Raw genomic sequence first — 20,435 nt, forward strand, 5'->3', positions numbered from 1 at the left:
CCGAAACTACATGATAAAAAGTAATTCCGGCTGCAATATTAAAATGCTTATGTAATTTTACCATTAATTTAGAATGGCAACGGTCCATCCGATCCCACCCCACCAAATGGATTGTCTGTTTGAGGGGCAAACTCAGCCGGAGGCGGCACACTGCCATCACTTACTGCATTCATTTTAGAACCAAAGGTTGCTCCACCACCTTCTGCCGGATGCGGAATCACCATATCATCTTCCGGATTCTGGAAACGGGTGTACTGACCGATAAAACGCAAACGAACATCACCTACCGCACCATTACGATGCTTGGCAATAATAATTTCTGCCATACCACGTAAATCGGTTCCATCTTGTGAGGTATAAATCTTATAATATTCAGGACGGTGAATAAAACATACCATATCGGCATCCTGCTCAATGGCTCCCGACTCACGCAAGTCACTTAACTGCGGACGTTTACCTTCTTCACCTTCACGACTTTCCACACCACGATTCAACTGCGACAAAGCAATAATAGGAATATTCAACTCTTTCGCCAACCCCTTCAACGAACGTGAAATCGTACTTACCTCTTCCTGACGGCTACCGAATGACATCCCACTCGCATTCATCAACTGAAGGTAGTCGATAATAATAATCCTTACTCCATGTTCGCGTACCAGACGACGAGCTTTTGTACGAAGTTCAAACACTGACAATGAAGGTGTATCATCTACATACAGCGGAGCATCCAAAAGATCACGCAACTTATAATCCAACTGTTGCCATTCATAATCCGCCAGCTGTCCGCTCTTAATTTTCTCACTCGGAATTTCGCACGCGTTGGAGATCAAACGATTCACCAACTGTACGTTACTCATTTCAAGAGAGAACACAGCTACCGGATTACGATAATTCACTGCAATATTCTTTGCCATAGAAAGTACGAATGCCGTCTTTCCCATTGCCGGACGGGCAGCAATAATAATAAGGTCCGATTTCTGCCAACCGGAAGTCATCTTGTCAAGTTTGGTAAAACCGCTCTCCAAACCACTTAAACCGTCCGTACGGGCAGCCGCTGTCTGAATTAACTGATACGCTTCGGCAATGACAGGATTAATCTGCGTATAATCCTTCTTCATGTTCTGCTGAGAGATCTCAAACAATCTTCCTTCAGCTTCCTGCATCAAATCATCTACGTCCAGAGTTTCATCGAAAGCTTTACTCTGAACATTGCTGGTAAATGTAATCAATTCACGAGCCAATGCCTTCTGTGCAATGATGCGGGCGTGATATTCAATATGCGCTGAAGAGGCAACCTTACTACTTAACTGAGTTATATAAAACGGACCGCCCACTTCCTCCAAATCACCGCGTTTAGCAAGTTGCTCCTTTACCGTAAGGATATCCACCGGTTTCTGATTCACAGCCAGGTCGGTGATAGCGGAATAAATCAACTGGTGCCGGTGCTCATAAAAAGACTCCGGACGAAGAATTTCACTTACTAACGAATAAGCGTCTTTCTCTATCATCAATGCTCCCAATACAGCCTCTTCCAGTTCCGGTGCTTGCGGCTGGATACGTCCGTAGTCATTTACGGGCTGTATTTTTGCCTTACTATTGCTTCGGGGAGCTTTTCTCTGTTCTGCCATTTTTTAATACTATGAATTATTAAAGGGATGGCAAAGATAATGCTTATTAATCAAAATCATCCCTATTCTACCAAACAAAAAAAGAGCTACTCCTGAAATTCAGAAATAGCTCTTTACATTCTATCAAAGTTATTTTTAAATAGTCATTACCTCTAAATAACAACTATCACCCTTTACAACATGCCTTTATTTGCTCTACAATATATGCCACATCTTCATCCGTCACCCAAGGACCGGCAGGAATACATAAACCCATATTAAACAAACGTTCAGAAACACCATTCACATAACAAGGATTATGGGCATAGACAGGCTGCAAATGCATAGGTTTCCACAAGGGACGGGTCTCAATTCCCCGTTCATCCAGGTTACGGCGGACTTCATCATAGGTAGTACCGGTCTTCACAGGATCTATCAGAATAGTAGACAGCCAATAATTAGCGTTGAAACGATCATCAGGATTAGATTTCAACGTAATACCGTCCACACCTTCAAAAGCCTTCTCATAAAGAGCATGTACATGACGGTGATGCGCAATATGCTCATCCAATACGGTCATCTGACCACGACCGATACCCGCACAAATATTGCTCATACGATAATTGTAACCGATCTTTTCATGCTGGTAATGAGGGAAAGGTTCACGAGCCTGCGTAGCGTAAAACATTGTCTGCTTCTTGGTGCTTTCATCAGGAACGATCAAAGCGCCACCACCCGAAGTCGTGATCATCTTGTTACCGTTAAAAGACAACACGCCAAAGGTACCGAACGTACCACATTTCCGGCCATTAAACTCAGAGCCTAAAGCTTCCGCAGCATCCTCCAGCACTGGAATATCATATTTAGCGGCTATCGCGCAAATCTCATCAATTCTGGCAGGCATACCGTAAAGATGAACAGGAAGAATAGCTTTAGGCTTCTTACCTGTCTTCGAGATTCTGTCTTTGATGGCTTCTTCCAGCAAAACAGGGTCCATATTCCAGGTATCCTCCTCACTGTCGACAAACACAGGGTTAGCTCCCTGGTAAGCTACAGGATTGGCTGACGCGCAGAACGTAAACGACTGGCAGATAACCTCATCACCGACTCCTACACCAAGTTGGATTAATCCCAAATGGATGGCCGCCGTACCCGCAGACAAAGCTACAACTTCCTTATCCTGTCCTACAAAATGTTTCAGTTCATCTTCGAAAGCATTCACGTTGGGGCCTAAAGGAACAACCCAGTTAGTATCGAAAGCTTCCTTTATAAAAGCCTGCTCCTTGCCGCTCATGTGAGCAAGGCAAAGATAAATTCTCTTGTCCATAAAATTATGTGATTATAAAACTATAAATCGAAAAGAGGGATGGTTATTTCCGCCAAATATAATGAGGCACTATCAACCATCGGATAACTCCTCCCACTTTCATAAAAAAGCGGGAAAAAAGTATAAGCCAATTCGTATATATACCGTTAATTCTACACGCCTTCATAAGTTCAATGCTATTCCCACATAATACACTATAAAAACTCCTATTGCTAATCCCACCGAAGCGCATCACTACTACGTCAAGATCAAGATAGCGGTAGCAAATCCTTTCCTTCAGGAAAAAACGCAAAAACAATTCATAGTCACCGGCAATCCGGAAATTCGAATTAAATCCTCCGGACTTTATATAACACGATTTTCTTGCATAAAAAGAAGGATGGGGAGGCATTATGCCATAGGGCAACATCCCGGGATTAAAATAATTACCCGAATATCTACGAAGCAATCGTTCGTCATTCCTTCTTCTATACAACACATTCCCAAATACAGCATCAATCTCCGGCTTTTCAAAAGTTTGGGCTATTGTTTCTATTACATACCGGTCTTTAAAAACATCGTCAGAATTCAGATAACCGACAACATCTCCCGCAGCCATCCGCAATCCTTTGTTCATGGCTTCATAAACACCGGAATCTGCTTCACTGATATATTTCAGTCGTCCTTCAAACAAAGGAACATACTTTTCTATTGTAGAAACGGTATTATCTACGGAACCTCCGTCAACAACAATACACTCTATGTGAGGATAAGTTTGAGTCAGAACAGACCGAAGCGTATCTTCAACCGTTGCCTCCCTGTTCAATACAACCGTTATAATGGATATAAGCATCTCCATGTCCGGGGTACAAGTTACGTCCATCCGCCAAGCGAACAATACGCTCTTTTGATTTTACGGCATCCGTTTTATGGCTGTTCGGAAATGAAGCTATTACTTTCACACCGGGAATATATGAATCGCCTGAAAAAACATCATTACCCAATTTATAAGTTAAGCAACTTTTATCATGTCCCGGTGTCTCCAGTACTTCCAAAACATTTCCAGTAGTAATTTCTATTTTATCACCCTCTCCCAGTATGCTGATATTATTTTCAGTCCATACAATGGGATCATTATGATAACGTGAGAAATTTAACTTGTCAGAGCCCAGAGCTTCCTTTCCAAAAGAGGAAGTATAAATGATACAATCCGGATATGCTTTTATCAGTTCCCTGATCCCATAAATATGATCATAGTGAGTATGAGTCAGGAATACTGCCTTCACAACTTTTCCATCGTTATCCAGCCACTCCTTTACAGGCTGAACATCACCGATGTCTATTAAAAAAGTCGACGGCCCCTCACTGGTAAGAATATACGTATTTGAAGTAAACACACTGTTTATGATCCGATGGATATACATTTAATTATGTCCATTAAATGGTTCTGTAGTTGCACTTCCTTCCATATTTATTCCTTCACGAATAAATACTTTTTTGATTGTAAGGAAGATTATCTTTATATCCAGCCAGAAAGAGATATGATCCACATACCAAACATCCAGTTCAAATTTCTTAGTCCAGGATATGCTATTCCGACCATTCACTTGTGCCCAACCCGTAATTCCCGGACGAATTTCATGACGGCGGTATTGCTCTTCCGAATATATAGGAAGATACTTGATTAACAAAGGACGAGGTCCTACTAATGCCATATCTCCCTTTAGAACGTTGATTAACTGCGGCAATTCATCTATGGAAAGAGAACGAACTATTTTTCCGACCTTTGTCAGACGAACGTCATCCGGCAACAGATTACCTTCTGCGTCCCGTTCATCCGTCATAGTCTTAAATTTAATAGCCTTAAATATCTGGGCATTTTTCCCGGGACGATCCTGGGTAAAGAAGACACCGGCACCTTTATTAGCAAAATAAAGGAAAATGATAATAATAAGTAAGATTGGCCAAATGATAAGTAAGGCACATAATACAATAAGAAAATCTATCGCACGTTTTAATCCGTTCTTATACATAATCTACAGTTCAATTAACGGTTGTTTATTCCAATCTATCGACTCAGCAGCTTGCTGTACATTACAGAATGAATAATTCCCTAGTAAAGTATCCAATTTATTCAACGCTCCTCCTTTACCAATGTTTGTCTTTACATAACGGGTTATACGGTTCTTTAATGTACCAGGTTCTTTATAGTATTCTTCAAATTCCTGCTTAGTCATGAACTTTGAACTCTGTTCGATTAAATCATTGATATGAAAATAGAACATCACATAATCCATGTGACTAATAAGTTCCTTATGCAACCACAATGGCACTAATCTGAAATAGCCGCCACCCGAAAATGGTACCGCTTTTCCCATTAATCTGGCAGGACAGACTGGCAACTCCTTAATCGTATAATCGTTCTTTTTAACCAACGAAGGTATAGTCGAAGTAAACTGGGGAAATCCTCCCAAATCCCGACTAGCTGGAAAAACAGAACAATCATATTCAATCCCATTTTCTGCCAATATTTCAAATGCCCAGTCATTATCTTTCCCTATTGAGAAAGCCGGTGCACGGAAACTGCTTACTTTTTTGCCAATCAAATTCTCGATTTCTTGCACAGCAATACGTGTATCTTCTGCAAATTCCTGTCTAGTCATCTTGTTTATCCACAGATGCCGATTTGAATGACTACCTACTTCGTGACCATTATCAGAAATTCTTTTCAATACCTCTGGAAACTCTACAGCTAATTGACCCACACAGAAGAATGTTGCTTTGGAATTACTTTTATCAAGTGTATTCAAAATCCAATCAAACAACTTATCATACTGACGATATTTCTCTTTTCGTCCACCCTTAAAGTGCTTTTCAATATACCATTCCTCAATATCAAAAGATAATATATTCATTTTATCATCTTAATTATATTAAATCATAATCAGCAAGGCTTACTTCCCAATTTTCAATATCAAATATCCTCTCATCTATCAAATCGTGATCAAATATAGTACCTACAAAATGAAACTTTTTAGGTTCTAATTTCTCCGGCACCTTTATCAGAGTCATTGGTGTAAAAGGAAGATACCCGACATACATGATCATATCAAGGAATTGTGTACTACAATGTTTGTATACAGTTCTCACAGCCCAATCGAAGTTTTTCTTCGACAAAGGATATACATCCAATAAAAAAGCTGTCTTTATCCCTTCATAATCCATTACACGATAGACTCCATGCATTCCTTTATTCTCTATAAAAGAATATTTAGGTGTTTTCCCCTCCTTTTCTAAATATCTGAACTTATTGAAAGACATTCGCTCTTTATGAACAAGAGGTCTGCTGATTTTAGTTGAGAAAGAAAGCACAGAGAAGTATAGCCACAATTCTGCAAAAAATACAGATAGAAAATTTAATTGTCGAAATTGCTTTTTAATACTACCAATTCTAACTGGTAATATATAAGTAGATAGATTTCCAATATCCTTTCTTTTTAGTCCTTTTTTCTGAATCGGATAAGCGTTAGCATTGGGAAAACCCATCAAAAAGGAACATTTCTCATTTTCTACAATATATTTTTGACTTTCTCTGATCAAGCGTTCATATGTAAAAAAATTACGATATTCTTTCTTAATCATAGTACCAGCCCCATAAGCAAACAATGTTTTTACCCCATTAAAAACATAATAATAAGGAACCAGATTATGACTACCAATTACTACATTGTTCTCATCTTTCAATAAAGCATGAATAGAATAACCTAAAGGAGTTTGAAAATATCGATTCCGAAAGGACTCAACAGTCATTGAATGCTTAGGGAATATTTCATGAAACAAGATACAAACTTGTTCCATTTCATTTTCCGCCAGTTCTGTTGTTTTTTTTAAAATGATTTGGTTCATTACAATTATTATTGTATAGTGTAACCGCCATCTACCACAATGTTTTGCCCTGTAATCCAACGGGCAGCATTACTCAACAGAAAGGTACAAACATTAGACACATCATTTACCGTACCTACTCCCAAAGGGAAACCAGACAGTCTTTTTTGTTTGTTTTCCTCTGACAAAGAACTTAAATATTTGTTCATCATTGGAGTTAAAACTGTACCAGGTGAAACACAATTAACAGTCATCTGTTTAGCCGCCAATTCAAGAGCTATCGGCTTCACTGCAGCAACCATAGCACCTTTCGAAGCTGCATATGCAGTTACTCCTAACCTCCCGATGACAGATGCAATAGAAGATATCAGAACAAAATGGCAACCTGTATTTTTATATTTTATAGAGGATATACATTTTATCAGTTCAAAAGCACTCAAAGTATTTATTCGCCATACTTCCTCATAATCCTGTGGTAGCAAAAATTTCAAAGGTATAGTCTTCTCAATCCCTGCCCCATGAATCAGCCCATCAATATGTATATAACTATTATGGATTTGTTCAACCAACTCTGCAATACCATTCAGATTTCCTAAATCATAACAGATAGCAGTATGACCATCCCCTGTCATTTGAATTAAAGTTTCATTTAATCTTGTTTCATTTCTGCCAACAAGAATAACACGAGCTCCCATATTACTACAATCTATAGCACATTGAGCTCCAATTCCTGACGAGGCACCGGTGACAAGAACTACTTTTCCTTCTAAAGAAAATGGACTATGTTTCATAACAAATCAAATTTCCACAATATCACTTATATAACAATCACTCATTGATACAATACCAGTAGCCCAAGTCATTCCAACTCCAAAAGCACTCAGTAGTATTGTATGATTTCCTATAAGTTTATCTTTTAATTCAGAAACAATAGTCAGCGGCACAGACACAGATGAAACATTTCCAAACTTACTAATAGTTGAAGGAACCTTATTAACATCAATTTTCAATTTGCTTACAAGATAAGAATTCATAAAATTATTTGCCTGATGAAATATATAATAATCCATAGTTTGAATATTCATCCCAGCAAATTCTAATGTTGCCTTAATATCATTAGGTATTTCACGAATAACAAAATTAAATACATCCCCTCCCTTCATGTATCCTTGTTCATCTGTTCTGATATTACCATATTCGTCCACAACTTTCTCTTTTACAGTTTCCGAAGAACTAGGAATTCGATAACCACCCGCATTTATCTTTATTAAAGATTCACGAGAACCATCAGAATTTAAAGAAAAAAATGATTTACCATATTTCTCACCTTTTTCTATTATTGCTGCAACTCCACCATCACCAAATAAGAACGCTGTTTTCCGGTCTTTAGGAGAGTAAACTTTCGACCTAGTCTCACCATCTAACAATAGCACTTTACGTATATTAGGTTGCTGTGCATATGAATAAGCCACTGTCAAACCATATATAAATGCAGAGCAACCTAAACTTATATCAAATGCAATTGTCTTATGCGACAATCCCAAACGTTCCTGCAATATTACTGAAGTGGCTGGCATACGATAATCCGGAGTCTGAGAAATAAATATCAACATATCAATCTCTGATTTATCAATATTCATGTCGCTTATTAAACGTTCTGCCGCAGCAAAGCATAAATCTGAACTACAAGTCTTGTCATCAACAAAGCGACGTTCCACAATACCAATCTTATCAACAACCTCTTTTACTTCTGCCTGTGAGAAAAACTCAGTATATTCATAGTTGTGAATAATACGTCGAGGGACGCAAGCAGACATACCGGAAACACCGACTCCCTCAAATTGCAAAAAGCCCATAATTACTTATTTATATAATTAAATATATCTTCTACAGTTTCCAACTTATTAAAATCATCTTCATCAATAGCAGCATCATACTCTCTATCCAACATCATGATTATTGACAAATGGACTAAAGAACTCCATTCTTCAATATCTCTAAAATGGGTCTCATAAGTTATTTTTCCAGGTTCTGTTTCTTCAAACTGTTCCGCAAACTTTACTATAAAATCATTCCTATCCATAATATATTAATTAAAATTATTTTACAACATATATTAATTAAAATTAAGTATTAACATGCAGTATGCTAAAATTCATCCATAATCTCTTTCTCGATAAACTATTTCTAAATAAGACGTTAACTCATAACTCCATATTTTCCGCAATGAATATTTTCTTTAATTATTCTTGCCGGATTTCCCACTACTATACAATTGTTCGGAACATCTTTTGTAACAACCGCCCCAGCACCAACTACAACTTCATTACCAATCGTTACTCCAGGCATAATAATAGCCCTAGCACCAATAAAGCAGTTGTCACCAATCCTAGTATCAACTTTCATACAACGACTAGCATCATGGGCAAGAATAATGACTCCCCCCACTATCCTTGTATTTCTACCAATATGTATTCCTTTAGGATTAATACTTTTATCAAGTGATGCTTTTCGAGATATGGCGGTTCCCTCTCCTATTTCCATGCCATAAAGAGTTCTGTATATCCAAATATTGTATCTTATCAATATTTTATATATCCACACTCTACATCTGCTAAGTATCATATCAATGAAAAAATTATAAATAGATTATACTTCCACATACCTATTTGTAAACTTCACTTTAACAGTTAACTATTTCAGGTATAATTATTTTCTTTGTCTTCATCCACATTGTTCCCCATGTTAACCCTAAACCAAATGAGGACATTAATAATGTGGTCTCTTTCGACATTAATTGTTCCCGAAGTCGTGTCACCATCAATGAAGGTATAGAAGCACCTCCCAAATTACCAAACTCTTCCAAATTATAAGGGACCTTTTCCTGAGGAAGTTTTAACTTCTTAACGATACGGTCAACGATCATTTTATTAGCCTGGTGAATCAAGAAGTAATCAATATCCGTATCGCGATTAATTTTATAATCTGCCAAAAATTTCTCTACAGATTTGGGAGGACGAGATATTGCGAATGAGAAAACATTCATTCCATTTATCAGAGTATGGATAGGAGCACGAACAATACCATTACCGAAATCCTCGTATTCAAAAGATTCCGGTGTAGCCGGATGACGAAAACCACCGTGAGGAGTCATCAATGCTTCATATCCCTTACCATAAGTATGAAAATCAACAACAATATCATTAGCCGCCTCGTCATATTCTAAAGCTATTGCCGTACCACAGTCACCAAACAATGGTACGCGACTCTTGTCCTTCATCGACCCCATACGCAATGCCGTATCACCAATAAGTAACAAAGCACGCTTTACATTACCAGTCGTCAACAGATTGCCCGCAACTGTTATTGCATACATGCATCCACAGCATCCCATAGGGATATCCATGCAAAAACAGTTCTCTGACAGTGACAACCTATCTTGCAATATACAAGAAGTGGGCGGAGTACGATAATCACCCGTTACGGATTCAAACAGCAGAACATCAATACTATCCCTCTCCCATCCCAGTTCTTCAAGTAACTTCTCAGCGGCAGCTTGGCACATATCCGAAGCACACATATTATCCGGAGCAATATGACGTCTTTTTATCCCGACTGTATTATCAAATACTTCCGCCTCTTCCTGAGAGAAAAAATCAAAATCAGATGTCTTCACCACATTCTCAGGAACAGCCATAGCTACTCCTTTCATGCCGACATTCTTAATTCTCCATCTTGCCATAGTGCAACCCGTTAGAGTTCAACATCATACTTTTTCAAAATTTCACGTCCCTTACCATAGGAAGTGAATTCCATAATATCTTCCGGATCGAACATCACATCAAAAGACTCTTCCAACAAAGCAATGATATTCAACTGGTGAACAGAGTCCCATGATTCAACGTTCTCTTTCGAGAAATCGTCATTTAGTACAGAGCTATCCACACCAAACACCTCAACAAAAGCATCATTGTATTTTTCAATATTCGTCATTACATTCTCTATTTTTATAAATTCAACTTACTGTATAATATCTTTCCGGCTTCATTCTTAGGAATACTATCTATTATTCTCACCTCAAAAGCCGACGCCACAAGTCTGGTCTTTTCTACCAATATTTCCTTTACCGCAGTCACATATTTATCATCGGTCAGATAAACAATCATCTTTTCATCTGTACCCACACAGGCACATTCTATCGGGCATTTACCTTTAATTATCTGTTCACACTCATCCAATCCGATACGCATTCCATACAGTTTTAAGAAGCGTCCCATACGGCCTACAATGAAATAACACCCGTCTTCATCCCGATAGGCAAGATCACCCGTACGCATAAAACCGTTACGCTCATCACCCAGCAGTAAATCCTCGCGCTTACGAGCATACCCCATCGTTACATTTTTGCCGCGATAACACATCTCACCCTCCGTATTTGGCAATTCTATTACAGAGCCATCACTGTCTATCAATGACAATTCTGCATTCGGAACCGCACGTCCTATACTGCCACACTTTGAAATTGCATACTCCGGTGGAAGATAAGCCATACGGGCAGTACCTTCTGACTGTCCGTAAGTAGCAATCCAGCGTTTCCCGTTATCACGACAGTATTCTGCAAATTTCAAATTCAACTGACGCGGCATTTTTCCGCCTCCTTGAGTAAGCAGTGTCAAATCAGGTAAGTCCATACGGAAAAAGCGCATCAGATTTAATATCTCAAAACTATAAGGAACACCTGTAAAACTGGTGGCATGCTGTTCTTTCATAAAAATCCAGAAAGCTTTGTCGGTCATACTTTGATTGGTTATCAACACAGTAGCTCCAACATAAAGATGACTGAATACCACTGATAACCCCATAGTATAATATAATGGAAGGACAAGCAAAGGACGATCATTGGAAGTCAGACCAAAAAAAGTAGAGATATTTAAGGCCGCCGCTTCTATATTACCATACTTATGCCGTACCAACTTGGGACTACCTGTTGAGCCGGAAGTAGGCAAAAGATGAGATAGATCAGGATGCATCTCACAATCTTCCATTCCTGTACGCAAGAGGATATAGCCATAATATTCACACACCATTTCATAATGCAGGTCAACTGCCATCAACGAGGGCACACAAACATAAGAAGGGCGGTAAATATCAAGTAGATTATGAAGAAGTTCCTTTTCAATATGTGCATTCAATATTAAAGGGACATTGCCGGAATTAATACAACCTATACTCCAAGCTATACCTCCGACATTATTTTCTGTCAATAAGAATAATAAGGAACGACTGGGAAGAATGGTAGATATGTTCTCGGAAAAATCCAACAACTCACCATACTTCAAGGTATTCCCCAAAGCATCAACTGCAGCAAACGCATCCTGCGCCTGCTTATTTAAATTCAATATCATTTGGTTTATTTTATTCTAAATGGAAGCACAGCCATCAACTCCCAATATCTGACCTGAAATATAAGAAGAATGCTCTGAAGCAAGAAAAGCACAAGCATTAGCAACGTCTTCTGGAGTTCCCAAGCGTCCTAAAGCAATCTTTTGAATACGAGTATCGATTTTTTCACCACTTTCTTCATAAAGTTCTGAAAAGCGCTCCGTTTTGACAATACCCGGGGCAACAGCATTCACACGAATCCCCAAAGGAGCCAATTCTTTAGCTGCAGATTTAGTAAAAGCCATGATTGCTCCTTTGGTTGCAGAGTAAGCAGATTGTCCCGGTGAACCTAGTACTGCCGTTACCGATGCTATATTTACAATAGAACCACTGTGATTGCGAGCCATCAAACGAGAAACCAGCTGAATCATTTCAATTACAGCTATTACATTCACACGGAACATCAGTTCTGTTTCCGGGCGCAATATCATACCGATTTTCTTATTAAATACCACACCCGCATTGTTAATCAGTGCATCAATACGACCTTCTTGCTTGAATACGGACATAAAGGCTGATTTTACAGCTGTAGCATCCGTCACATCAAAATACAAAGGAAGCACACGAGTATTATTATCTTCTGAACAAGCTTTCGCCCATTCATCCATAACTCCTTCAGCACGGTCGCAAGCATAAACTATTGCACCATCCGAAGCAAAACGTTCAGCTATAGATTTACCGATACCTTGTGCAGCACCGGTAATAATACAAACTTTATTATATAAACATCTTTCCATATCAGCTTAATGTCATTCCTCCATCTAATTTAAGAGATGTGCCTGTTACCCATGAAGATGCATCAGACAATAAATATATAATAGCCCAAGCGACCTCTTCAGGTTTTCCATATCTTTTAAGCGGATACCTTAACTTATCCGCCTCATACTGTTCAGGTGTCAATTGTCCCCTATCTAAAATTCGAGTTTCAACCATTGCTGGATTAACACTATTACATCTAATCCCCTTCGCTGCAAGTTCCAAAGCCGATGAACGCATATATGCATCAATACCACATTTCGTCATCGAATAAATAGCATTTCCCATAGAAACACGGTAAACCCCCGCAACAGAAGAAGTAAAAACAATAGAAGCCTGAGACTGTATCTTCTTTTGTTTCAGAATTTGCTTAATCAATAAAACAGGAGCCTTTAAATTAATCTGCTGCATTTCTTCCATTTTTTTAGCAGTAACAAATTGAATCGGAGTTAGTCCAACAATCCCTGCATTACTAACACAGCCATCAATAAGAGGAATCTGGCAAACCAAATCTTTTATACCGTCCTCCGTTGACAAATCTGCCACAATTTGCATATGTACTCTATTTTCAGAGACCTCTAATTCTACAAAAGTTTCTTTTAAGCGTTTCTCATCTCGCCCAGTTATAACTAAAGAGGCACCCATTTTAGCACATTCTATGGCTGTTGCTCTTCCTATACCAGAAGATGCACCAGTGACAAGAATTATTTTACCTTCTAACGAAAACGGATTATATTGACACATATTTATAATTCTATCAAATTTGACAATACAATTTCTTTTGTTGTAAAGGCAACAGTTCCCCAAGAAAGTCCTACACCAAAACCACAAGCAATCCAATTAGTTTTTTCCTTTTCAACTTTTCCTTTTGTTTGAGTTAGTATTGTTAAGGGGATTGATGCAGAAGAAGTATTTCCAAACTCAGTCAAACTATATGGTACTCTTTCTGAATCGAGTTGTAGTTTTTTTCTTATTTTTTCATTCATCATCAAATTAGCCTGATGTAGTATAAAAAAATCATAATCAGACATTTGTTTTTCACTGAATTCAACAACTTTCTTGATGGACTTTGGAGCAACAGAAATCCCAAAAGCGAAAACATCCATTCCCTTCATTCTTGTTTGCAGACGATGCATTTTTTTTCCATCTATATCTTCCATTTCAAACGATCTTAATGTTACTGGATTTCGACTACCTCCATCAGGTATAATAATAGCATCATATCCACTACCATCAGTTCCAAAATGAAATGAAAACTTGTCACTTTCATTTCCTGTATACTCTAAAGCTGTTACAGTTCCAGCATAACCAAACAATGGGTCAAATTCACAAAGTGCTCTTTTTCTCGCATCACCAACTAACAATAATGCTTTCTTTATGCCACCTTGAGATAATATAGCAGCCACCGAACTCAATCCATATACCCATCCAGAACATCCAAGAGAGATATCCATCGCATAACATTCCTTACTCAAGCCTAATCGCTCTTGCAAAATGCAAGAAGTTGCTGGTAGAATATAATCAGGATGTTGAGATACAAAAAATAAAGCATCAATATCAGTTTTATTCCATTCCAAATCACTAATCAACTTTTCCGCAGCAGAATAACACAAGTCAGATGCTGTATATTCATTAGAAATATGTGCACTTCTTATGCCAGTCTTTTCTGCAAAATTAGAAGAATCATAATCAGCACTTCTTACACTGTCCTCAACACGTATAACTTGTTTTGGAACACATGCTGAGATACCTGCAATGCGAACTTTAGTTATGTTGAATAACGCCATTACTTTCCTTTTACTATATTAAACAGTTCCTCAATAGTCTCTGCTTGACGCATATCATCCCCCTTCAAAGTAATATCATATTCTTCATCAACCATCGCAATAATGGAAAGTGCCATTAATGAACTCCATTCATCCAATTCTCTAAATTTAGTAGAACCTACAAATTCAGCTACATTTGTTTCATCAAACTGTTCCGCAAACTTTGATATAAAATCTTGTAATTCCATATAACTTATTTTATAATTAATAATTAATAATCAAACATTTTTGCAGGGTTTCCAATGTAAGATCCTGGACGTTTCGGTGAAAACATTAATACGCTTCCAGCACCCAAACGGATTTTATTTTTGACTTTGACCTGCTGCAATACAATTGATCCCACACCAAAAAAATTATTGTTATCAATTATGACTGCACCTGAAATTCGAGTAGCAGGCATGAAAATATTAAAACTACCAATATTTACATCATGACCAATAACAACAGAACCATTCATTACATTAAAATCACCAATATGTACATTACACGAGACTGTGCATGCCCCTTGTATGATATTTCCTCGTCCAATAACAAATGTTTCTTTATCAATCACTTTAAAGGATGGATCAATTATATTGGGAAAATTTATCCTTTCATTGGTAATTAAAGCAACTTTTTCTTTTATAGCCTCTGGACTACCTATTGCAATCACTATATCCAAATCAGTGGGATAATAATTTATATCGTCACCACTTCCAAGAACTACACCATAATGAGAAATTATATCTCCTTTCTTTTTTATATCATCAAAGAATCCTATCAAATTCCACTGATGATTCACTTCATTTATACGATTTAAAAGGCAAGCTACCTCTTTACCAAATCCACCAGCACCGTAAATAGCAATATCACGCATATACAATATATTTAATATAATAATTATTTTTCTATCAACATTGGCATAAAATCATCATTATAAATTCTATTTGAGCAATAACATTGAAAATTATGTTTCTGTTCCAATTCTGATAATGGCAACAAATCATCCATCGTTTTTAAATCTTTATCTAAAGAAAAAATAATATATCCTTTCTTTAGATAATAAGCTAATAAATTATTATCGTCACGCAAAAAGACCTTTACTCCATTTTTCAAAAGTGCAATTATATTACCTGCTGCTTCTTGTCTTCTAGCGCCAATTATTGCGACAGCAACACTACCGATCAATCGTATATATTCATTTTTTGGCATGTAGGACAGAATAGGAATAAATTGCTCACCAAACATTTTTCTTCCCTCTTTCAAGACCAAATTCCTAATTGAGGAAAAACCATAAGATAAAGGAATAATTTTAGAGTACTCGTTTAATTTATCAATCAATGCCACCTTTTCCATTATAGAAATATGATTTGCCGATAAAGATGCCTGATGGTTGATCAATATTTTTTTTTCTTTTTCAAAAGAAGAACGTTCTATCTTATTTTCACTTTGCTCTTCTTTATTCATGGCTTGATATGCAAAGTATTTAAACTGAATATTAGTATTATATTCTCTCTGAAAGAGTAAATAGTCTTCATAATTCCAAAAGCAGAAATAATCAATAAAAGGAATGGCTTTTCTTAGGACATCACACATAATCTCTTTGCCTAATATTTTTCTCAAAAATTTATTATATTTCCCTGGATATATATACGATTTGACAGAGTAAAAATGCAACTTTTTGTCTAACAATTCATATCTGCCTTCTTGAGCCAATGCAATGTACAATTCATATCCCCAAAATATCCAATATACTTTATACATTTTCCCTGCGTTCAAATAAGCTAGCAAATCTACATTAGTACGATGTAGGCCATGTAACACTATTGTATCGATATTGCTATGTTTACATAAATGATATATTTCTGAATAATTTTCCCGTAAAAATGGTATATAGCGAAATACCGAACTAGCATTCAATATTCTACACTTATTCTTTTCTTTTCCTACTAAAAAAATATTCTTTTGTGGATAGTATTTCTCAAACACAGAGACACTATCATTTATGAAATTTCCATCATAGCATAAATGTAAAATATTCATATCATATATTTTTTTGAATTCATAACGGGTATTGCCAATATAAACAAGAAAAACCAAAATTCTTTTAATGGGTAGTCGCGTATAAGATTGGCCACAACAAAGACTATAAAAAAAGGAAATGTGTAGTTAGATTTATATTTTAAAATATAAGTTATAAGAAAAGAACACAACAGCAATGTTCCAACCCATCCGCGAATATAAAAAAAGCGTTTATAGCCTGCACAACCATTTACTATATTTGTATCAGCTTTCGTATCATAAGCTTCACGTCCCACTCCCATAAGAGTTTCTGATGATTTTAAATATCGTTCAAAATGTAACTCGAAAAAATTTGTGGTCCGATTTGAACCTGCCATTTCTCCATCTTCAAAGGCTAAACGAAGAAAAATTTTCTGGTTCAAATAATTATAGCCCTGGTTATAATTATTTGAAATTCCCCAAATCCCGACAACGAATAATAAAAACGTACAAATATACAAACCTCCTTTCTTATTCGCAAACAGAAGATGCAAACAAAATCCACCAAATAGGAGTCCGTATGCAGCCAACGATAATGAAAAGATAATACCTAATAACAACACAACATTTCCTATCTTACTTAATTTATATCCACCAATATGAAGTAAAAAGCAACACATAGTACCTAAATGCCCAGGTTCCAAGAACATTCCTGCAAATCTTGGTATAGAAATAATATCCGAGGTTTGGTTCACAAGAAATAGGTAGTATACTTCATGAGAATAAAAAGAATCTGTTTGTGAAAAATAATGTGGCAAAGGAAATTGAAGTAAATAGAGTATCCAACCAAATAAGGAAATCGCAACAATTATTTGAGTCGATAATATTACTAGTTTTAAAATTCTTTCTTTCAATTCAACTTTTGACATTATCAAAAAAGCTGCAATAAAAGCAACATTTATATGAAATAGCAAAGAAAGCAAAGATAATTCACCAACATTAATAAACTCATATGAATACAATAAAAATACTAGACACAAAAACAATATTTCCGAAGTACTAACATACCTATAATTTTTTCTATAATGGGAAATAATACAAACGCAAGATATAGCAGTCATGACAGATAAAAGCGATGTTGGTATCCCCCATGTAAAATACAATCTTTTCGATTGGAACATCGTTAACAATAAGCATGTTACAAAAAAACAGAATAATAATCTATTCTTATTTAATTTCAGTGACCAAGAAGACGAGAACATTTCTTGCATTTTCAAATTTCATAAAGTAAACTAACCTCTTTTAAATATTATTCCCCAACGCATCTACCCATTGATTATTACCAGCACTCCATATAGGTTGTTTTAAAGTAGTATCAAAATATTGGAATCCAGCCTCTACATCCCGAGGCCTTTCAGAAGTTGTCCCTTGTTTCTTTTTATAAATATATCCATCTGACATTCTAAATGTTTTTGTATAAGAGTCGTACCAAACGGGAATCTTATCATCAAGCAAAAAAAATGTTTTACCCGCATTGGAAGCATCTAAAACCGGCAATTCTGTTCCTTTTATAACCTTAAACATTTCAGCATATGGAAATGTAATAGTCTTCTCAACATCCTCAAAATTAACTTTTGAAAGTTTTACTTCTAAAGGCGTTGGATATACCCCTCCACTAATTGCAATAGATCCTTTTTTAGAACCAACCGCAACATTACCATGTTTAATAACACTATACTCTGATTTTAAATTATAGTAAATAACAATTCTCCAAGTATCATCTAAATCTCCACCAACAATAGTATTGCCCATAGCTAAAAAAATTTCATAACTATTCTCTTCATTATTATATTTTACATTAGAGAATATTGGCAAAAATTCATATATGGACGTTGTTAGGGTCGAATCCCGCCGATAACCAATTCGGAAATCATTAATCATACTAGTGGCAGAATTACCTAATGTATATGTTGTCACATTTGTAGATTGCTTAATACCACCACTGTTAGCAAAAGCTGCAAGTTCAATTTGAGAAAAATTGCCTTTAGGAATAGACATCTTACATACTTGCCCCTTATTGAGATTCACAAAAAGTTTAACCATCCCCTCCGTATCTTGAGGACTTATACAATTAATAAACTCATGTTCATAAATAGCAGCAGCACTTGTCAAATATGGATTTAACTCATCAAACCTACAATTATCATAACATATATGGCTACTTTCCGTATAATAGTTAATGCTATTACCTACATTGCTTATACATGGTATATGACAATTAATAAATTTAAGCCAAAATGTAGTGTTTAGCCTTAAAGGAGCTGTAAAATTACAATCTGAAATAACAGTAGCATATCGCCCATAATTTTTTTGTGTATTATTGGTTGATGACACATCATATCTATTATTTCTAAATATGCAATTAGACATAGATACATTTTCATTCCTACAAATAGGATTAATTTTGATATAGTCACTTTCAAAATCTATTCCACACATTGGAGCAGTACCATTGATTTCTTCAATCCCATTCCCCTCAAAATATACATTCTTTATAGAGACATCATGAGCTGCACAAGAAATGCCATTTCTTCTATTGAAAAGGACTTTAACATTATCAATCAAAACATTCTTTGTAGGTTTATCCACAATTCCCCCAGATGGGCTTGAAGTTATTTCACCTGCAGAAATTTCAACAACATTGGAACCTATTCCAATACCATCTCCAAAAGCCTCACCAACAGTAATATCACGTAATATTACATTATTACAACTTAATATCTTAAAAATGTGACCAAATTCTCCATAATAAGTACTTTTGGACACAAATGGATCTGAATACAAATGTGCTTTAGCATCACCATATATTGCACCAGTTCCACAAATTTCAATATTTTCCTTATGTATAATTTTGAAGACAAAATAAGCACCTTGATTCGTTGGAATCATTTTCCAAATATTATTTAAAATCATTTTAGTGTTTGATTTTAATTCAAATATCGTCAAAAAAGCATACTCTTCGCTATTCAGCTTTGCATACATCGGTCTCACAATATCTCCTAAAACCGGATTACCTTTATAGGCAACTTCGTACCAATACACTCTGTCTGATATAAAATGAATTGTGTTATGTAATGTGTCATCAGTAAGAGATATAATATTTTTTATTATCTGATTAGCCGGATTATCTTTTGATGTTTTATAAAAGAACCACGTATCATAAATGTCCGCAACCTTCCAAGTTCCTTTGATTACAACATCTCTAAATATCATTACATTATCAGAAATAATAATTGAACTATTTCCAATAAGCGTACCATTATTTATTGTACCACCGATAAATTTAAAAGTAGAAGATTTAGGTAACTTTATTTGTCCACCATTCAGATCAAAATCACTACGAATAATATAGGTTACATTACTTTGGGTTACTTGACTAGCAAAAGATTTATTATTGCACAATTCCACATAACTTAGTGCATTCTCTTTTTGTGAATTAATGAGTACACTATTAGCTCCATTAGTATAGCATAAAAACTTAATAGAGATAAAGAGTGAGAATAATATCCCTTTCAAACATGTATCAAATGTTTTTTTCATAAAAACAATCCACAAGACCATTTGTTAAATTAT

The 20,435-nt window shown here is 36.1% G+C and carries 22 protein-coding genes; all 22 read right to left on the reverse strand.

The window, feature by feature from the left end:
- Positions 1–68: 68 nt before the first annotated feature.
- The 22 genes from dnaB to VYM24_RS20275 all read right to left on the reverse strand — a co-directional run bounded on the left by dnaB (position 69) and on the right by VYM24_RS20275 (position 20,402).
- Positions 69–1,628, reverse strand: coding sequence for a replicative DNA helicase (dnaB, locus tag VYM24_RS20170; RefSeq protein ID WP_330940770.1), 1,560 nt, complete (start codon positions 1,626–1,628; stop codon positions 69–71).
- 166 nt (positions 1,629–1,794) lie between these two features.
- The gene (locus VYM24_RS20175; protein WP_330940771.1) at positions 1,795–2,934 is read right to left on the reverse strand and encodes a DegT/DnrJ/EryC1/StrS family aminotransferase; all 1,140 of its coding nucleotides are present in this window, start codon (positions 2,932–2,934) and stop codon (positions 1,795–1,797) included.
- 43 nt (positions 2,935–2,977) lie between these two features.
- Positions 2,978–3,796, reverse strand: a complete 819-nt coding sequence (locus tag VYM24_RS20180; RefSeq protein WP_299093358.1) for a glycosyltransferase family 2 protein — start codon at positions 3,794–3,796, stop codon at positions 2,978–2,980.
- Positions 3,717–4,337 (reverse strand): MBL fold metallo-hydrolase, encoded by a 621-nt coding sequence (locus VYM24_RS20185; RefSeq protein ID WP_299093360.1) that lies wholly within the window; start codon positions 4,335–4,337, stop codon positions 3,717–3,719. Before VYM24_RS20185 ends, VYM24_RS20180 begins: the two co-directional genes overlap by 80 nt.
- Complete coding sequence (locus VYM24_RS20190; protein WP_330940772.1) at positions 4,338–4,946, reverse strand: sugar transferase; 609 nt, start codon at positions 4,944–4,946, stop codon at positions 4,338–4,340.
- A 3-nt stretch (positions 4,947–4,949) separates the two neighbouring features.
- Positions 4,950–5,828, reverse strand: a complete 879-nt coding sequence (locus tag VYM24_RS20195; RefSeq protein WP_330940773.1) for a polysaccharide deacetylase family protein — start codon at positions 5,826–5,828, stop codon at positions 4,950–4,952.
- Between the two features lie 13 nt (positions 5,829–5,841).
- Complete coding sequence (locus VYM24_RS20200) at positions 5,842–6,819, reverse strand: GNAT family N-acetyltransferase (protein ID WP_330940774.1); 978 nt, start codon at positions 6,817–6,819, stop codon at positions 5,842–5,844.
- A gap of 8 nt (positions 6,820–6,827) precedes the next feature.
- Entirely contained in the window at positions 6,828–7,589 is a 762-nt protein-coding gene (locus VYM24_RS20205; protein ID WP_330940775.1) for an SDR family NAD(P)-dependent oxidoreductase, read from the reverse strand.
- 6 nt (positions 7,590–7,595) lie between these two features.
- The gene (locus VYM24_RS20210) at positions 7,596–8,654 is read right to left on the reverse strand and encodes a 3-oxoacyl-ACP synthase III family protein (protein ID WP_330940776.1); all 1,059 of its coding nucleotides are present in this window, start codon (positions 8,652–8,654) and stop codon (positions 7,596–7,598) included.
- A 2-nt stretch (positions 8,655–8,656) separates the two neighbouring features.
- Complete coding sequence (locus tag VYM24_RS20215) at positions 8,657–8,881, reverse strand: acyl carrier protein (RefSeq protein ID WP_330940777.1); 225 nt, start codon at positions 8,879–8,881, stop codon at positions 8,657–8,659.
- 116 nt (positions 8,882–8,997) lie between these two features.
- A complete protein-coding gene (locus VYM24_RS20220; protein ID WP_330940778.1) occupies positions 8,998–9,342 on the reverse strand; it encodes an acyltransferase in 345 nt (114 codons plus the stop codon).
- A 139-nt stretch (positions 9,343–9,481) separates the two neighbouring features.
- Positions 9,482–10,540: a 3-oxoacyl-ACP synthase III family protein gene (locus tag VYM24_RS20225; protein ID WP_330940779.1), complete on the reverse strand. Its 1,059-nt coding sequence runs from the start codon at positions 10,538–10,540 to the stop codon at positions 9,482–9,484.
- A gap of 11 nt (positions 10,541–10,551) precedes the next feature.
- A complete protein-coding gene (locus VYM24_RS20230) occupies positions 10,552–10,791 on the reverse strand; it encodes an acyl carrier protein (RefSeq protein ID WP_117988831.1) in 240 nt (79 codons plus the stop codon).
- 14 nt (positions 10,792–10,805) lie between these two features.
- A complete protein-coding gene (locus tag VYM24_RS20235) occupies positions 10,806–12,203 on the reverse strand; it encodes an AMP-binding protein (protein ID WP_330940780.1) in 1,398 nt (465 codons plus the stop codon).
- A 15-nt stretch (positions 12,204–12,218) separates the two neighbouring features.
- The gene (locus tag VYM24_RS20240; RefSeq protein WP_291549460.1) at positions 12,219–12,977 is read right to left on the reverse strand and encodes an SDR family NAD(P)-dependent oxidoreductase; all 759 of its coding nucleotides are present in this window, start codon (positions 12,975–12,977) and stop codon (positions 12,219–12,221) included.
- A 1-nt stretch (position 12,978) separates the two neighbouring features.
- On the reverse strand, positions 12,979–13,740 hold the full coding sequence (locus VYM24_RS20245; protein WP_291549462.1) for an SDR family NAD(P)-dependent oxidoreductase: 762 nt from the start codon (positions 13,738–13,740) through the stop codon (positions 12,979–12,981).
- Positions 13,741–13,742: 2 nt separating this feature from the next.
- On the reverse strand, positions 13,743–14,783 hold the full coding sequence (locus tag VYM24_RS20250; protein WP_291549464.1) for a ketoacyl-ACP synthase III: 1,041 nt from the start codon (positions 14,781–14,783) through the stop codon (positions 13,743–13,745).
- Positions 14,783–15,010, reverse strand: coding sequence for a phosphopantetheine-binding protein (locus VYM24_RS20255; protein ID WP_195357095.1), 228 nt, complete (start codon positions 15,008–15,010; stop codon positions 14,783–14,785). Before VYM24_RS20255 ends, VYM24_RS20250 begins: the two co-directional genes overlap by 1 nt.
- Positions 15,011–15,033: 23 nt before the next feature.
- Positions 15,034–15,678, reverse strand: a complete 645-nt coding sequence (locus tag VYM24_RS20260; RefSeq protein ID WP_291549465.1) for an acetyltransferase — start codon at positions 15,676–15,678, stop codon at positions 15,034–15,036.
- Between the two features lie 23 nt (positions 15,679–15,701).
- Complete coding sequence (locus tag VYM24_RS20265; protein WP_291549468.1) at positions 15,702–16,844, reverse strand: hypothetical protein; 1,143 nt, start codon at positions 16,842–16,844, stop codon at positions 15,702–15,704.
- Complete coding sequence (locus tag VYM24_RS20270) at positions 16,841–17,923, reverse strand: hypothetical protein (protein WP_291549469.1); 1,083 nt, start codon at positions 17,921–17,923, stop codon at positions 16,841–16,843. Before VYM24_RS20270 ends, VYM24_RS20265 begins: the two co-directional genes overlap by 4 nt.
- 181 nt (positions 17,924–18,104) lie before the next feature.
- Positions 18,105–20,402 (reverse strand): right-handed parallel beta-helix repeat-containing protein, encoded by a 2,298-nt coding sequence (locus VYM24_RS20275; protein ID WP_291549470.1) that lies wholly within the window; start codon positions 20,400–20,402, stop codon positions 18,105–18,107.
- Between the last annotated feature and the right edge of the window lie 33 nt (positions 20,403–20,435).

This window comes from Bacteroides sp. MSB163, from assembly GCF_036416795.1.
Taxonomy (GTDB): domain Bacteria; phylum Bacteroidota; class Bacteroidia; order Bacteroidales; family Bacteroidaceae; genus Bacteroides; species Bacteroides maternus.

Bases quoted from the DNA above. Each gene is read 5' to 3' on its own strand.
- VYM24_RS20185 (WP_299093360.1), bottom strand. From the start codon at position 4,337: ATGTATATCCATCGGATCATAAACAGTGTGTTTACTTCAAATACGTAT.
- VYM24_RS20175 (WP_330940771.1), bottom strand. From the start codon at position 2,934: ATGGACAAGAGAATTTATCTTTGCCTTGCTCACATGAGCGGCAAGGAG.
- VYM24_RS20250 (WP_291549464.1), bottom strand. From the start codon at position 14,783: ATGGCGTTATTCAACATAACTAAAGTTCGCATTGCAGGTATCTCAGCA.
- VYM24_RS20240 (WP_291549460.1), bottom strand. From the start codon at position 12,977: ATGGAAAGATGTTTATATAATAAAGTTTGTATTATTACCGGTGCTGCA.
- VYM24_RS20230 (WP_117988831.1), bottom strand. From the start codon at position 10,791: ATGACGAATATTGAAAAATACAATGATGCTTTTGTTGAGGTGTTTGGT.
- VYM24_RS20260 (WP_291549465.1), bottom strand. From the start codon at position 15,678: ATGCGTGATATTGCTATTTACGGTGCTGGTGGATTTGGTAAAGAGGTA.
- VYM24_RS20215 (WP_330940777.1), bottom strand. From the start codon at position 8,881: ATGGATAGGAATGATTTTATAGTAAAGTTTGCGGAACAGTTTGAAGAA.
- VYM24_RS20265 (WP_291549468.1), bottom strand. From the start codon at position 16,844: ATGAATATTTTACATTTATGCTATGATGGAAATTTCATAAATGATAGT.
- VYM24_RS20205 (WP_330940775.1), bottom strand. From the start codon at position 7,589: ATGAAACATAGTCCATTTTCTTTAGAAGGAAAAGTAGTTCTTGTCACC.
- VYM24_RS20195 (WP_330940773.1), bottom strand. From the start codon at position 5,828: ATGAATATATTATCTTTTGATATTGAGGAATGGTATATTGAAAAGCAC.
- dnaB (WP_330940770.1), bottom strand. From the start codon at position 1,628: ATGGCAGAACAGAGAAAAGCTCCCCGAAGCAATAGTAAGGCAAAAATA.
- VYM24_RS20210 (WP_330940776.1), bottom strand. From the start codon at position 8,654: ATGGGCTTTTTGCAATTTGAGGGAGTCGGTGTTTCCGGTATGTCTGCT.
- VYM24_RS20220 (WP_330940778.1), bottom strand. From the start codon at position 9,342: ATGGAAATAGGAGAGGGAACCGCCATATCTCGAAAAGCATCACTTGAT.
- VYM24_RS20255 (WP_195357095.1), bottom strand. From the start codon at position 15,010: ATGGAATTACAAGATTTTATATCAAAGTTTGCGGAACAGTTTGATGAA.
- VYM24_RS20180 (WP_299093358.1), bottom strand. From the start codon at position 3,796: ATGGACGTAACTTGTACCCCGGACATGGAGATGCTTATATCCATTATA.
- VYM24_RS20225 (WP_330940779.1), bottom strand. From the start codon at position 10,540: ATGGCAAGATGGAGAATTAAGAATGTCGGCATGAAAGGAGTAGCTATG.
- VYM24_RS20200 (WP_330940774.1), bottom strand. From the start codon at position 6,819: ATGAACCAAATCATTTTAAAAAAAACAACAGAACTGGCGGAAAATGAA.
- VYM24_RS20245 (WP_291549462.1), bottom strand. From the start codon at position 13,740: ATGTGTCAATATAATCCGTTTTCGTTAGAAGGTAAAATAATTCTTGTC.
- VYM24_RS20190 (WP_330940772.1), bottom strand. From the start codon at position 4,946: ATGTATAAGAACGGATTAAAACGTGCGATAGATTTTCTTATTGTATTA.
- VYM24_RS20270 (WP_291549469.1), bottom strand. From the start codon at position 17,923: ATGACTGCTATATCTTGCGTTTGTATTATTTCCCATTATAGAAAAAAT.
- VYM24_RS20235 (WP_330940780.1), bottom strand. From the start codon at position 12,203: ATGATATTGAATTTAAATAAGCAGGCGCAGGATGCGTTTGCTGCAGTT.
- VYM24_RS20275 (WP_291549470.1), bottom strand. From the start codon at position 20,402: ATGAAAAAAACATTTGATACATGTTTGAAAGGGATATTATTCTCACTC.